General features: G+C 52.8%; 12 protein-coding genes and 1 pseudogene. 3 read left to right on the top strand and 10 right to left on the bottom strand.

All coding sequences use genetic code 11. From position 1 onward, the window contains the following. Nucleotides 1–16 precede the first annotated feature (16 nt). Entirely contained in the window at nucleotides 17–715 is a 699-nt protein-coding gene (locus WH299_RS11045; RefSeq protein ID WP_339550276.1) for a DUF4365 domain-containing protein, read from the bottom strand. Nucleotides 716–969: 254 nt separating this feature from the next. After that, nucleotides 970–2,178 carry a PIN domain-containing protein gene (locus WH299_RS11040; RefSeq protein WP_339550274.1) on the bottom strand — a complete coding sequence of 403 codons (1,209 nt, stop codon included), beginning with the start codon at nucleotides 2,176–2,178 and terminating at the stop codon, nucleotides 970–972. 262 nt (nucleotides 2,179–2,440) lie between these two features. Here WH299_RS11040 and WH299_RS11035 point away from each other — a divergent pair, with 262 nt between their 5' ends. Beyond that, complete coding sequence (locus WH299_RS11035; RefSeq protein WP_339550273.1) at nucleotides 2,441–2,617, top strand: hypothetical protein; 177 nt, start codon at nucleotides 2,441–2,443, stop codon at nucleotides 2,615–2,617. A gap of 113 nt (nucleotides 2,618–2,730) precedes the next feature. Here WH299_RS11035 and WH299_RS11030 read toward each other — a convergent pair whose 3' ends face one another. The 6 genes from WH299_RS11030 to WH299_RS11005 all read right to left on the bottom strand — a co-directional run bounded on the left by WH299_RS11030 (nucleotide 2,731) and on the right by WH299_RS11005 (nucleotide 9,399). Beyond that, complete coding sequence (locus tag WH299_RS11030) at nucleotides 2,731–3,081, bottom strand: hypothetical protein (protein ID WP_339550271.1); 351 nt, start codon at nucleotides 3,079–3,081, stop codon at nucleotides 2,731–2,733. Nucleotides 3,082–3,227: 146 nt separating this feature from the next. Then, complete coding sequence (locus tag WH299_RS11025) at nucleotides 3,228–3,767, bottom strand: hypothetical protein (RefSeq protein ID WP_339550270.1); 540 nt, start codon at nucleotides 3,765–3,767, stop codon at nucleotides 3,228–3,230. Nucleotides 3,768–3,988: 221 nt separating this feature from the next. Then, complete coding sequence (locus WH299_RS11020; RefSeq protein ID WP_339550269.1) at nucleotides 3,989–4,393, bottom strand: hypothetical protein; 405 nt, start codon at nucleotides 4,391–4,393, stop codon at nucleotides 3,989–3,991. Between the two features lie 2 nt (nucleotides 4,394–4,395). Then, complete coding sequence (locus WH299_RS11015; protein WP_339550268.1) at nucleotides 4,396–6,417, bottom strand: hypothetical protein; 2,022 nt, start codon at nucleotides 6,415–6,417, stop codon at nucleotides 4,396–4,398. Then, nucleotides 6,417–8,066: a hypothetical protein gene (locus WH299_RS11010; RefSeq protein ID WP_339550266.1), complete on the bottom strand. Its 1,650-nt coding sequence runs from the start codon at nucleotides 8,064–8,066 to the stop codon at nucleotides 6,417–6,419. Before WH299_RS11010 ends, WH299_RS11015 begins: the two co-directional genes overlap by 1 nt. Further along, nucleotides 8,059–9,399, bottom strand: a complete 1,341-nt coding sequence (locus WH299_RS11005; protein WP_339550264.1) for a tyrosine-type recombinase/integrase — start codon at nucleotides 9,397–9,399, stop codon at nucleotides 8,059–8,061. The genes WH299_RS11010 and WH299_RS11005 overlap by 8 nt, the downstream gene beginning before the upstream one ends. A 243-nt stretch (nucleotides 9,400–9,642) precedes the next feature. Between WH299_RS11005 and WH299_RS11000 the strand changes: the two are divergent. After that, nucleotides 9,643–10,941 (top strand): annotated as a pseudogene (locus WH299_RS11000) (YifB family Mg chelatase-like AAA ATPase); the annotation flags it as partial. Here the strand turns inward: WH299_RS11000 and WH299_RS10995 are convergent. Beyond that, complete coding sequence (locus WH299_RS10995) at nucleotides 10,938–11,522, bottom strand: TetR/AcrR family transcriptional regulator (RefSeq protein WP_122730149.1); 585 nt, start codon at nucleotides 11,520–11,522, stop codon at nucleotides 10,938–10,940. The pseudogene WH299_RS11000 and the gene WH299_RS10995 sit on opposite strands and share 4 nt — an antisense overlap. A gap of 111 nt (nucleotides 11,523–11,633) precedes the next feature. Here WH299_RS10995 and WH299_RS10990 point away from each other — a divergent pair, with 111 nt between their 5' ends. Continuing rightward, complete coding sequence (locus WH299_RS10990) at nucleotides 11,634–12,548, top strand: ABC transporter six-transmembrane domain-containing protein (protein ID WP_185035847.1); 915 nt, start codon at nucleotides 11,634–11,636, stop codon at nucleotides 12,546–12,548. Between the two features lie 3 nt (nucleotides 12,549–12,551). On the opposite strand, the gene WH299_RS10985 is transcribed toward WH299_RS10990, so the two are convergent. After that, entirely contained in the window at nucleotides 12,552–14,528 is a 1,977-nt protein-coding gene (locus WH299_RS10985) for a methyl-accepting chemotaxis protein (protein ID WP_016975904.1), read from the bottom strand. Nucleotides 14,529–14,658: the final 130 nt, after the last annotated feature.

Below are 14,658 nucleotides of genomic sequence, written 5' to 3'. Positions count from 1 at the left end.
TACCGTAGTTCAACAGTCAAAGGGCCTGTCTATGTAGCTCAACGTCAATCATGTTCCATCGTTTGTCCAGAGCAGCAGTAACGTTTTCTAGAACTTGAGCATTTGAGCGATTACTGAGCCCAATCATTTTATACGCCATACTGATCATTTCTCGATTGAGCTCATGCCTCTCACAGGCTTCTACATCATTTATTGAGATAGTGCAGTTGCCGGATGCATCAAAAAAGCTATTGATAGAATGTTTAACTGAATTCAACATTTGAATAACTGGATCAAACCCTTCAACTGCAATTTTTTCAATTGCGCGTCTAGAGTTTACATTCAGAGCGTCAGATGCTCGATCAAAATCCACCCGAGCACCTTTATTGGTGAGATAGTTAACATTTGGGTTGATAAGCTTCCAAAGGATTTCATTGGAGCTTAAACTAACAGCACAAAGTAAAACTGGTACAGAAAACTCTTTCCAGTAGTTGACATGCTTCACAGTAGGATAAATGGTGTTGGTGCCATTTTTAAAACTACGCATAGTGGCTTTAACTTGAACCTTGATAACTTTCCCGCTCGCCACTCCTTGATTGTTAGTTGTTTCAACTTCCGCATCTATTCCTACATCCATATTTTGAAGCCGGCAAGGCCAGCGAAAATTCCTGATAAATGCTGCTGCTACAACGAGTTCCCCCAAATCACCGATTCTTTTATTCGCGTCGTACTTCATACTAATTCCTTGTATTTAATTTCATATGGGATCACGCATATAAAAAAGACATCCTTACCCCCTTACCCGTCAGAGGATTTAAACCTGCATCCACTTACTGTGCTAGGGTGAAAATTTACCACTGTTAACTGAATATGCGGGCTTTTCAAGGTGCGAATCATGCCTTTCACTGTCATACCCATCGTCCTAGCGGAGTCATTCACCGAAACACACGGTCGCCTAAAGCCTAGCAGAACAATGCCGCCTTAGCGGCTTCACCGCCAGCGCTCCAAGTCCTCATCTCGACGCCTTTGATACTCCTGTTCCTGTTCCCATGCCAACTGGATCTCGTCATCCCTATCGTTCGAATAATCTGGCCCGATGTCTCCAAAATGTATCTGTTGCATCGCTCCGACGATCTCGATCTTGATAGGCTTTAGGCCTTGATCTAGATGTTTCCAATCGCCTCGAAAATGAATAAGAACATCGGCCTCATAACTTACTGGACGCTCCTCGATTGTGCCGCCTAGTGAGACATAATCCTTATCTATAGAGTCGTACTGACTGAACGAGAAGGTTGCAATCACCTCGGTCGCCACCAGCGCAGACAGGCTGAGCACCACAAGGTCGTCTTTAATGAGCACGATCCTGATTCTTGGTTTCTCGCCTACTTCAGGCTTCGCAAACTTGTGCGAAAGATAAAAGACTTGGAAGTCATCATATTCATAGTTGAATACGGCATTCGCCTCGATCCCTGGCATTTGTTCGGTGGTGTGGATTGCAATCGCATTAGTTATGCTTTCAAAGAGGTGACTATCGTGCTCTAGCATTCCTTCAGCCTGCAACAGGCTTATCAGCCTTGCGACCTTTGTATGGGGCTGAAACAGAGCCAATGCCTCTGCTAAATCACCTACGACATGGAGGTGTTTCAAATTTTGGGCGAACGCATGCCATCCTTTGTCCTTACTGACAACCACCGTTCGTTTGTTCTCACTAACGGCCCAAGCTTTGAGTGCTAACAACGCTATCGCATCAGGGAATTCATACTTTTTATCGCTTTCGAAAGGAGGCTCAGCGTTGAAATACATCTTCATCAGATCTTGTATCTGAACTGATGAACTTGAAATAACGCGAGCGTTGATCCGCTGGTAGAAAGAATTTAGCTTCGCTTCAGCCAGTGCAGATGCGCTCAAGGCGGGGCTGAGCGAGTTTTCGGTAAAACTCTGGATGTTTTCAGATAGGGCATATTTAGCCAGAGTTCGGAGGTTGCTCCTCGCTGCCCTTAGCGCATCAGTGATTTCAGACGCCAGGTGCTTGATGCCCTCTGAGTGAATAACGTCTGGCTGAAGAATCTGTACAGGGCTTCCGTTAAACTGTTCAAGCTGCTTGAGAATACCGCCGTCAAAGTTGTAACGCTGACCGCGCAAAATATTGCTGTCGATGGAAAGCGCTGCAAAGTCCAGTGAGGGCTCCTGAGTCGTCATTCGAAACTCCGTTCTCGATTATTTGATGCGACATCTAGGAAAGATCATCTGCCATGGCTGGAGACTAAGGTGTCGAGCAGGACGCTGTCTAGTCGTTATCCATGCTGAGTAGACATGGCAATCGGAGCGCGCAGACGTGCGGGAGGAAAGCCCGGAGGGCCGAGACGCAGACTCGGTTCACGACAGACCATCCCCGAAGGAGCACGCCCCAATGACAAGCCGGATAAGCTAGGAACGGAGACCATGCTACGAGGATTTTTCGATGGGAATGACTAACGATGACGGCACCGTGTATTGCGACGTTCAGATGCCTTCGGCACAAGGCAAAGAGCTACTGCAACTGGTGACCGCACTGAGAGAGTCAAATGCCCACCCGGCCCTCAACAGGGTGTTTGAACGCATGCACTACGAGCTCAGCACTTCCATCGATATCATGTAGTCCCCACCCTCTTGGGGCTCATAGTATCGGTAAGCTCCATGCTTCTCTCTTGTCACAACACTCTAGCTCAAAGCATACCGACGCATGACAGCGTTTTAGAGGAAGGTGCGCCGTCAGTATCCCAACGTGTCCTTGGCCTGCTTGCAGCTTCCCAGCCGACCTCGTACCTGCCCTGTCAGCATACGTGTCTGCATGGACTGGTAGGCTTTGGTCGAGCCGTATTGCTTCTTCACATCATTGAGCTTGTTCTTCGCTTCGGTCATCTGAAGCACGCAGTCATTGATGTCACTCTTCGACAGGGTTCTCGTGCCCGCCTGATTGGGCGTGCCCTGGGGACGATTCTCGTACAGTTTCTGCACCTCGTTCAGACTAGCCAGCGCAGCCGCCTCATCCTCATTGCTCGCTGCCCATACCGCGCAACACATAACCATTGCGACCAGTCCTGCTACACATTGCTTGATCAACGGAACCACCCTTTGTCATTGATAGAGCTCTGCTCTAGTGCTTGCGCAGTCAGCGAGTAGCTGACTCCACAGACATTATCCTCACTCGAGGAGGCCTTGAGAACGTTGGTTTTGTAAAGCTCAAGGAAAGCAACCCTTCACTTCTGTCAGAACTCTGCATCCCAAGCATCCATCGCCTGACCTATAGTAGGGTGCCAGTGGAGTTCACCTCTCTTTAGGGCGCATGCGACCTGCCTTTGAGCATCGCTGTCGATACAACGCGAAAGGATCTCAGCATCTCCTGAGAACAGGCTGGCTACAGCAACAATGAATCGACCCGTACTGACGTGCTGGAGGCACGTGTAGCGCACAGCACCGCCACTGAGCAAACTACGCCAAGCCACGACCTCGATACAGTCCATGGCTCCGCCTGGAGCCTCTGCGATGGGGCTCGCTTCCTGGCCTGGCATGGGACTGGATGGCCCGCTAGGTGCATCTGATTTGTGGACAAGATGCTTCAACTGCTCGCGTGCCGCGACGATCTGATCGCGAAGCTCTTCTGGATCAATGGACATGCCGCCTTCCGGTGTCACCCTGAGGGTCTTGAGCTTGTTTGCTGCTAGGATAAATTGGCGCTCACGCGCTTTCTCCCTCTCCGAGCGGCGGTCGGTGCTGATGATATTCCAAAGACTTGAAATAATTTTCACAACTGTCTCTCAACTGAAGCGTTGACGACGCCGGTTTTGGTTGCATAGGCGTGGATAACCGCCAAAGGAACCTAGTAAGCCCTCAAAGCTTTATATCTGGCGAACCCCATAGAACCTAGATTACTTGCCTCAAACACTGTGCTACCTGTCACTGCTAGGTACACGAAACAGTACCATGATCGAGGCAAAGTCCAAGTTGTGACGATAACGGCGTATGGATGTCACAGCCTGCGTTGCATTAGCCTTTCTTGTTCTGCTACCTCGTAATCCGCTAGTGTTTTCGTAAGCTCAATAATTTTCACTTGAGCAAGCATCAGTTTTGACATGACAAGGTCGCGCTCAGCGTTAGCACTCTGTACCTGCTCATCTGCGCACGGTCGGGATGGCAGGGGTTTAGGTTTAGTAGGACGGTCTGTAACCCCAACCGCTAGCTGTGCGATGTACTGCTGAACCTCATCAACCAAGAGAGGGTATCGAGATTTCTTGAACGCAGACGGTTCCATACCTGTTTCTCTCGCGATATTGTTTTGACTTACTGGGGTTCCTTTTGGAACTCTCAATACATCGCCGGACTTCATCCGTTCAAAACCAGCGCGGAGATCAGCCTCACGGGATCTTTTGACCATGATCATGGCTCCAAAAAATTGATTGCAGAACTGAGGATAGTGATTTGCACATTTAGTGACTCATACAATTTGCTACCCGGCGCAACACCCTGTAGTTGAGATGCTACTTGGGCACGTACGGCCTTAAGTGCAGGAGTCTTAGTCTTGTCGCCAAGCCCCTCTGCACAAGAAGGGCAGTCGGCGACAAAGGAAATACCTCCTGATGGGCAATGTCCTTTCTTGAAGCATAACCCGTAAAATGTCTGACGAATGGAGTAGCTTCCGTTCACCGCACCTTCAAATAATGCTTTTGACTGAGTGACATCAACGAACTCAATCAATCGAGCTTTATGCGCACGTCCATATTTAGAAACATACTTATCTTCGCTTAATTCCTTCGCCAAACCGGCAGTGGAAGCGTATACAGCATCCATAAAATCGGCTTTCATCTGCTTACTCAAACGCTTGCCAACATGATTCCTGGCGTACACCTGAGTCATGATTAAACTCTGATGCTTTGCTTGATACTGCGTAGAAAATATGCTGACGCCACCCTCGACCGCGTTGACGATAAGCGTACGGCGTAATTGATGCATGGCTAGCGGCCAAGGATTCCCAATCGAAAACTTAACTGGATTCAGCGTCGGGGTATATTTCTTCGCCTCTAAAAAATCATCCTTAGTTATGACTAGAGTTTCTATGTCAAACAGGTTCGGGACATAGGTAGGCCACGCTCCGTACCTAAGCACTTTCGTAAGACTCACAGGCATATTCAAAGCCTGCCCCCTTGCTAACCCCCAAGGTTCATAGGCCCGCATAAATAAATGAGGATTAAGCGCTTCATCGTCGTCAACGATCCCCCGCCCAAATTCCGCCGCACACGCAATGCGCATCAGTGATATCTGGGCAAGCACGTCCACAACTTTTTCACTAAATGAAGTGGTAACCCATAGCGCCTCCTTATCGACGACAGTTTTCGTCGTACCGCCTTGGAGAAAATAGATAGTGCCGAAGTCTTTATCCTCCTCCGTAATCACGCTGTTCTTTGCGAGGGACAACAGTTCATCGCTTCGCATCCCTGAAAAGTTTGCAAGGTAGAGGAGACCGACATATGTGACCGCAGTCAAATACGAAGAGATAATCCTAGGCCCACTCTGTCCACAGATGGTATCAAAACTTCTCCCAGGCGCTACCATCCATTTCTCTACAACTTTATCAATATCGAAGGCGCGTGCAATCTCTGCAAATGGCCCTACATATTGCTCTTTGTTGGACTGATTGAAGGGTGAGACATTCCTAGACCGATCTGACTTTCTAGCATCTGCATAACCGCAATTCCGATATATCTCAACCAGATGATCATTGAGAGCCTGGAACTGTCCTAAAGCGGCAATGAAATCGTTTATAAACTCGGTTAGCCTAAGGGCTTGGTAATTCCAGATCCTAACAGGGATGTATGGAGTTTGCTCGAACTCCTTACCTGGGAGTAATTTAGAAATTTCGTATAGAGCCTGAGGATTTAAAATAAAAAATCCAAGGTTCTCACGATTTGCAAAGAGTTCAGCTAAAAGCCTAATGACTATTTGTGCCTGCTTACCAGTTATGCTTTCGAAGATTTCGGACGCTATTTTGGGGTATTGGAAAAGATCAGTCGCGACGATTCCCCGCTTTGAACATTCCGCTAAGAATACCCGAAGCGGTTTTGCCATATGCACCAGTGTCGAGACCGTGATTTGTTGTCTGTCAGATAACCAAAAATAGCCAAGAGCATCTCGAAAAATCTGAACATTTTTTTGCGAAAGACGGTTTTTTTTGTTCCATTTACTGTTTTGGATGTAAATACGGCAAATTTTCGCTTCCGTCTCAGTGAAATCCCAAATGTCATCGCCGTTACGGCTGACAACTTTATATGTTCCGTCGCCAAGGCGCACCGAGACTATTGGGTAGTCTGACGGCAAAGGGAATTTCAGAGCATCGTCTACTCCACACCATGCATATGGATCACTTGGTGTTTCAGAGATCGCATTAATCATAGAAACAGGCATCAAGTCCACCTGACCTGTAGTATGTCAAAGAAACCGGCCCACTTTGGATGGTGGTTACCTAGAGCAACCTGTTTTTCAGCTTTGTCCGACCAGGCTGCGCACGCCGCTCCCTGGCCGCTAAACTGATCCTGGATCTCGTTGATTCTCGCAATCAGGTCGCTCGGCTCGGCAGTTGGACACTTGTTACAAAGTTGCTCGTATCGCTTCAGTTTCGCATAAGTTAGAATAGACCAGATATAATCGTACGCGCGAATACCCTTGTAGTTTTCGCAGAAAAAGCAAGAAGCTGGATTTATGCAATCGGGCACGCCCAAGCGCTGGGGAGCTGACGTAATGAGACGTGGCTCGTTTCCACCACATGTACCATCCATCACCGCCGCTCGCGATGCATCAAGATTTTTAAAGTACCGGCTGAACTCAACTGCAGCAGTCTGATGATGCGGTCTGGAGTAATACCTGGTATAGGTTTTTAAATCATGCTGGCCCATTTCCGCAGCCATTTCGGGATCGCCCATCTTTCTAGCAAGCCAGTTCTGCCGAGTGCGCCTGAAAGTGGATGCTGGTACATGGGAAAGACCGATTCGCTTCAGAAAGCCAATCAGGGAGCGTGGATTTGGGTTCGTGCTCAAAACGTGTCCAGGTTGACAAATTTTTCCGAATAAAAAAACCGTATCCTTATCTAGACCAATACAGCTCCTAAACTTTAAGTAGTTAATGAAGTATGGTTTGTATTCGTTGTAGATCGTAAATAATACTTCACCCTTTTTCCTGCCTTTGTAGCCCCAAACCTCCGTAAAAGCACCAGCAGCCTTATACTTAAAATTTTGCATCTTAATTTTTGCAGCTTCACCAAGGTTCATTGATGTCTGACTTATGAAAATCATCATTTCAGCCTCCACTCTAAGATTATAAAGTGGATACCTAACAGACGTTGATGTGTCGCTCAGCTGATGAGCAGTTGAGGGCATCTTTGCCGCATGTTGGTTAAGCGCCGCGTAGTGACCTGTTTCGATGCCGTTACGGAATTTAATTTGAATAGGCAAGACTGAGTGGCACGCCTCGCTTGACAAACAGCGCATGATGTCGATTAAATTTTCTGCAAAGCTCCTAGCTTGCTCTATGTCTTGCCTGTCAACCTTTGCGCCTAAGGCCCTGGTTGTTTTTCTTGGTGCTCTTAATTTAGAAGGCTTAACAAACGAATCTCGCCCTAAGCTAGTGGCCTCTCCTAGCAAAGTAGCAAGGCCAGAAGCCGCTCCGTAATCGCCGCTGGTGACTTCCTTTTCACCAGCAGCCGCACATACTCTATATAGCTCGCGAACCCAGGATACATATATGCCCACGACATTTTTCCTGGTTATTTCTAAATGGCGCGAGTCAGCGAACGCGTAGAAGCTTCTTAGACGATCAACCCGCGATCTTAGCGTTGTTAAGCTACCACCCATTGACACAATGTTTGACAGGATCCTAAAGAGCAACACTACTAAAGAAAACCTGTGAACTGAAGGAGAACCGAATTCTCTACGGCGCATTTTTCCCCAGAACTCTCGCATGTCACAGCCGGCACCGCCACAGTAAAGCAGCGGGGTCAGGGTCAGAGGTATTTGCCTATCGTTGTAGTCAATACCTCTGAACTGGAACTCATCATCCATTGCTCATACTCTCGGCAAATCTGCCAATCAGCATGCGAGTGTACTCGTCTGCAAATGCAGACTTTATCGCACGATTCTCGATGAACCTTACATACGTCATAGTGACAGATTCATGTTTATGCAACATCAGATCCCTTGTGAAACAGATTGTGGAAATCAGCTGAACCTCCGGCATCAGAGACATACCTGCCATCACGACGTAAGTTCCAAATGATGCTCTCGCTCGATGGATGTGAAAATCAGAAATATCGAGACCCGCCGCAACCGCCTTCACTTTAAGTTTAGAAAGCAGCCCACATACCTGACTGCTTTGCATTCCGCCCTCTCTGCCATAGCTCTTACCATTCTTGTTCAAGAATACTAGCTGATTGTCGCTGTCCAATGCTTTAGCTTCTCGCATCAACCGCCTTACGGACTTAACATAGGTTTTTAATTCGTCCAACAAATCTTTGCTTATTAAAACCCGTCCATTAACCGAAAACTTCGTTTTAACAGGCGCTCCTTTCACCCCAGGCCCTACGTGCATCCAAAAAAGCCTTTCGTCAGCGTCCGCATACGCCCACTCTAATGTGTTGAGTTTCAAGTCGCATATTGACCCGACTCTAAGCCCAGTCGCGAACGCAACTTTCAGCATCAAAAGCAGTTCGATTGAAGCGTGATGATTAGCAAAATTAAGGAGATCGTCACGTTCAGATACTTCAAGAGGTACCAGCCCTCCCTCAACCACATCACCGCCTCGGCTTTTATTTGGGATCGAAAGGTTCGAAAAATTCTGAGGTATTCGCGCTAGTGGCCCGAGCCTATTTCGGATGTTAATTACGCCAGGAGTGATGATCTCGAAGCAATCCTGGTGAAGTAGTCCGGCTCGTTGCGCCCAACGATAAAACCTCAGCGCCACTCCCATACGCGATGACGTGGTGGACGGAGTAATATGGCCTTCTGTTCTTTCTGAAATCAAATGTCCCCGGTACTTATTGATAGCGCGCTCAGCATCAATAATAGGGAGATAGTTCCAAGCCAGATTTGAGGCCTCTAGAAAGCGCATGAAGGCTAAAAGCGCATAGCCGTTAGAGTGCAGTGTGCTTATTGAAAGCTCACCTAGAGGAATGTTCGGTGCCTGGCTTACGAACCATGCGTTCGCTTCATGCCAAGGCATGCCATTTGACCAACGAAGAACAGGAAACTCTTTAATTACGTATCTATGTCTTCGGTGCACATCATGCTCGAAAGGGAGATCGAAAAGTACCTCTCCTTGTTCGACTGTAAGCCGCATCAGGCTGAGGGTCATCTTGCCCATTTTAGGAGTGCTTACCTCAACCTCACGGAGCTTCATTACGCCTCACCAAACATTATCTATATATTGACAGCCGCTTCTGCGTCAGGTAATGTTACAAGCCTACCGGCCACGCCGGTATCTAATATCGCCCAAAGAAAACATAAATGTGACGTGCGTCACATTTATTGCCTAGTTTTCATTCTTTTCGCAGGGATTTTGAATCTCGCTTCGGTTTGCGAAAGCTATCAGTCGTCCATATGGCCAACAGAACTCTTCGCGCCCATACCAGACTAGACGCCTGTAAACCTGGCGCCCGCCGACCTGCCCAAGGACGGCGGGCGTTTTGACCTGGCGATTGCCCTAGGAATCCTGGCGGCCAGCGCGCAGGTGCCGGCGTTGACGCTCGACGACGTGGAATGCCTGGGAGAACTGGCACTGTCCGGCGAAGTGCGGGCAGTGAAAGGCGTGCTGCCGGCGGCCTTGGCGGCACGCAAGGCCGGACGCACCGTGATAGTGCCGCGGGCGAATGCCGAGGAAGCTTGCCTGGCGTCGGGGTTGAAAGTGATCGCCGTGGATCATTTGCTGCAGGTGGTGGCGCACCTGAACGGACATCAGACTATCGAGCCCTACAAATCCGACGGTTTGCTGTACCTGAACAAGCCTTACCCGGACTTGAGCGAAGTACAGGGTCAGCTCGCTGCCAAGCGCGCACTGCTGATTGCCGCGGCGGGGGCGCATAACCTGCTGTTCAGCGGCCCGCCCGGCACCGGCAAGACATTGCTCGCCAGTCGGCTGCCGGGTTTATTGCCACCGTTGAGTGAGCAGGAAGCGTTGGAAGTGGCGGCGATTCAGTCGGTCGTCAGCCTGGCGCCGCTGAGCCATTGGCCGCACCGACCGTTTCGCCAGCCGCATCACTCAGCGTCGGGCCCGGCGCTGGTGGGAGGCGGGTCAAAGCCGCAACCGGGAGAGATCACCCTGGCCCATCACGGCGTGCTGTTCCTGGATGAGCTGCCAGAGTTCGACCGCAAAGTGTTGGAGGTACTGCGCGAACCACTGGAATCAGGGCATATCGTAATTTCCCGCGCCCGCGACCGCGTAAGTTTCCCGGCGCGCTTCCAACTGGTGGCCGCCATGAACCCCTGCCCGTGCGGGTACCTGGGTGAACCCAGCGGACGCTGCCGCTGCACGCCGGAGCAGATCCAGCGCTATCGCAACAAGCTCTCCGGGCCACTGCTGGACCGCATCGACTTGCACCTCACTGTGGCGCGAGAAACCACCGCGTTGAATCCTACCCGGCAGGCGGGCGATAACACGGCCGAGGCGTCGGCACGGGTCGCCCAGGCCCGCGATCGACAACAGCAACGCCAAGGCTGTGCGAATGCCTTCCTTGATCTGCCGGGGCTACGCAAGCACTGCACGCTGGCGAAGGTCGACGAATGCTGGCTGGAAAACGCCTGTGAACGGCTGACGCTTTCCCTGCGCGCAGCCCATCGGCTGCTCAAAGTGGCGCGTACCTTAGCCGACCTTGAGCACGCCGATAGCATCACCCGGGCAAATCTGGCGGAAGCGTTGCAGTATCGGCCTGCAGCTGTTGGCTAGGGTGACGCGGGGAAGTCCAGCAGCAACCGCGCCACTTCCATCACTTCATCCAAGGCCGCCTCGGCCGATTCCGTGGAGGGTTTGAGCATCAAGTCGTCGGCGTATCCCATCGCCACGGCAAAGATCTGGCGGGCAGCGCGTTGTGGCGAGTCACAACGCAGGACATTGGCAGCGACACCTCGCTCGATCACTTCGGCGAGCATGCCTTGCCATTGAGCATTGATTATCAGGTAAGCCTGGGCCATTTGCGGGTCTTGCATCGCTTCGTCCCAGGCATCCAGCCACAGCGCCCAGCCTGCATCCGCCGTGCTCGGAAGGCAGTCACGCAGAAAACCCACGAAGGCTTCCAGAGGTGGTGCTTCTGCCAGAGGCGCCCGCACTTCGTCCAACTGTTCGTTGGCAAACCGCACAAAGGCTTCGCGGCGCAGCTCCTTCCAATCACTGAAGTAGTGATAAACGTGGCTACGGGACAGCCCGGCATGTTCGGCCAGGTCGCGGGTGGACACATCGGCAAACCCCTTGCTGCGAAACAGCTCCAGGGCGGCGGCGATGATCTGGTCTTTACGGTCGATACGCGACATGGCAATTCCTTTCGGCACCGGCAGATAAGCGGCGCTTGCTTTTTGAGCGATCGCTCAAGGATACTTGAGCAGTCGCTCAATAATAGCGTCTATCATCCCTTTGGTGCACCCATGACATCCGTCACTCCTCAAATCCTGATCGAAGAAAGCAAGAAAATCGGCCAGCAATCCGCCGGCCAGACCCTCAAGGCGATCGCCAAAGCCTATCCCGGCAAGCTGTTCGGCACGCTGTCATTGGTCGCACTGGAAAATGCCCTGCTGCTGGCATACCCGTTGTTTGCCGGGTTTGCGGTGGATGCAATCATCCGTGGCGATGCCAGCAACGCTCTGTTCTATGCCGCCGTGGTCCTGGCGTTCTGGGTCGTCGGTGCGGCACGCCGGGCGCTGGACACACGAACCTTCACCCGGATCTACGCCGACCTGGCGGTGCCGGTGATTCTGAACCAGCGCCTGCAGAACCACAGCACCTCCAAGTCAGCGGCACGGGTGGTGCTCGCACGGGAATTCGTCGACTTCTTTGAGAAGCACGTGCCGATCATCGCCACGGCGCTGGTATCGATTATTGGCGCGGCGGTGATGCTGATCGTGATCGAGCCCTGGGTCGGCCTCGCGTGCTTGGGCGCACTGGTGCTGTGCATCACGCTGTTGCCGCGCTTTGCCCTACGTAACCAAGAGCTGCATGAGCGCCTGAACAATCGCTTGGAAAAGGAAATCGGCCTGGTGGAAAAAGTCGGTGCACCGACCTTGCGACGCCATTACCAGGTGCTGTCGCGCCTGCGGATCTGGCTGTCAGACCGCGAGGCGGCTGCGTACCTGTTTCTCGGCACGCTGGCCGCCTTGCTCTTTGTGGTCGCCATCAGCCAACTGGCCTTGTCCCCCGCCGTCAAGGCCGGTCACGTGTACGCGGTCATGACTTACCTGTGGACCTTCGTCACCAGCATGGACGAAGCCCCAGGCATGGTCGACCAACTGGCGCGCCTCAAGGACATCGGCAAGCGCGTGGACCCAGGGCTGGGCGACCGCTAGGTCTCAACGAAACCGATCCACCTCATGTCGCAAGCCTGCCGCCAGGGTCTCCAGTTCCTTGGCGGTGATCGCCAGGTTCGACACCACTTCGCGCTGCTCGCTGTTGGCCAGCGCGATGCTCTGCAGGTTGCTGCTGAGCAAGGTTGCGGTGCTGCTCTGTTCTTGGGTGGCAGTGGTGATCGCCGCGAATTGCTGACCGGCCGAGCGGCTTTGCTCGTCGATGCGCGCCAGGGCCGACGCCACGTCGGCGTTACGCGAAAGGCCTTCCTGCATCAACACATTGCCGCGCTCCATGGTGCTGATGGCGTTGCCGGTTTCCTGCTGGATGCTCTGGATCATCCCGGAGATCTCGTCGGTGGCCTCTCGGGTACGCGACGCCAGGTTGCGTACTTCATCGGCGACCACGGCAAAGCCTCGGCCTTGCTCACCCGCGCGTGCGGCTTCGATGGCGGCGTTGAGTGCCAGCAGGTTGGTTTGTTCAGCAATCGAGGTGATCACACCGACGATCCCGCCGATTTCCTGGGAGCGCTGGCCGAGAGTGTTGATCACCGTGGCGGTGCTGTTCAGGGCGGTGGCGATGTGTTCCAGGGACGACGAAGCCTCTTGCATCGAGTTGCGCCCGATACGGGTTTGCTGGGCGTTTTCCTGGGCCAACCGTTCGGTGCTGCCCATATTGTCGGCGATGTTCAGCGAGGTGGCGCTGAACTCTTCTACCGCGCCGGCCATGCTGGTGATCTCGCCGGACTGCTGCTCCATGCCTTCATACGCGCCACCGGACAACCCGGATAACGCCTGGGCGCGGCTGTTGACCTCTTCGGCCGCCTTGCGAATATGCGAGACCATGGTCGACAGCGCTTCACCCATCTGGTTGAAGCTGCGCGCCAGTTGGCCGATTTCGTCATGGCTGGACACATTCAGGCGTGCGCTCAAGTCACCCGCACCCAAGGCTTCGGCCTGGCGCACCAGGTCGCCCAACGGCGCTAATTTGCTACGCAGCAGCCAAACCGTTGCGCCGACCGCCAGCAACATGGCCAGGACGCTACCGATCACCAGGCGGATGCCGACGTCCCACGTCACCGAGCGAATCTCAGCCTTGGGCATGCTCGCGACGACTGCCCATGGCCCGCCTTCGAAGGGCACCGAGACGCTGTAGAAATCTTCGTTCTTGTCCGCCCAGAAGCGGCCCGAACCCGGCGCCTTGGCCAGGTCCAGCATCACTGGGATCGCCTGGTCCAGCGCCTGCACACCAGCCGGCGGCACCAGCCAGCGCTTCTGCTCGTCCAGCAACGCCAGGGAGCCGGTCTGGCCAATACGGAAGCGCTTGAGATTCTCGAACTGGGCATTCTGCGCATCGGTGTAGTCAAACCCGATGAACAACACGGCGATGACCTGGCCGCTGCTGTCACGCACCGGGCTGTACTGGGTCATGTAGGAGCGGTCGAACAACACCGCACGGCCGATGTAGGTCTGGCCGCTGAGCACGCGCTGATAGGCTGGCCCCTGACGATCCAGCACCGTACCGATGGCACGGTTGCCGTCCTGCTTGGTCAAGGAGGTGCTGATGCGGATGAAGTCTTCGCCGCTGCGCACAAACACCGTGGCCACGCCACCGGACATCTGTTTGAACTCATCCACTTCATCGAAGTTGTTGTTCAGCACTTCACTGCCCAGGTACAGGCTAGGGGTCTGTACCCCAGCCACAGTCACCGGCTGGTCTGCATGCACACTCAAGCCCGCGCCGAAGCGCTTTTCAAACAGCCCGCTCAAACGCTGGGTACTTTCGCGCAAGGTGCTGTGGAAGGTATTGAGTTGGTCGGCGAGCAAGCGCGCCTCACTGGCCAGGTGCTCCTCACGAGTCGCGAGGTTGGCGGAGTCGAGAGAACGCAAGGCAAACACCGTACTGCCGCTGATGACGACAGCCAGAATCACGGCTAACGCGAGGCCTAACTGGGAGGCAATCCGAGCACGAGGTTGAGACATGACAGCTCCTGGCCGAGGCCAGGATCATCCTGATCTCATAGCGCTGCTCGGCAAATTATCTAGTGGGAAGCGTTGGTGCACGATGGTTCCAACACACCTACTTCGGCGGGCCGAGACAATACTTGAGCGA

The sequence above is a fragment of the Pseudomonas sp. MYb541 genome, from assembly GCF_037479595.1.
Taxonomy (GTDB): domain Bacteria; phylum Pseudomonadota; class Gammaproteobacteria; order Pseudomonadales; family Pseudomonadaceae; genus Aquipseudomonas; species Aquipseudomonas canadensis.
Note: the sequence above shows the minus strand (reverse complement) of the source record. Positions and strands in the feature narration are given on the sequence as shown.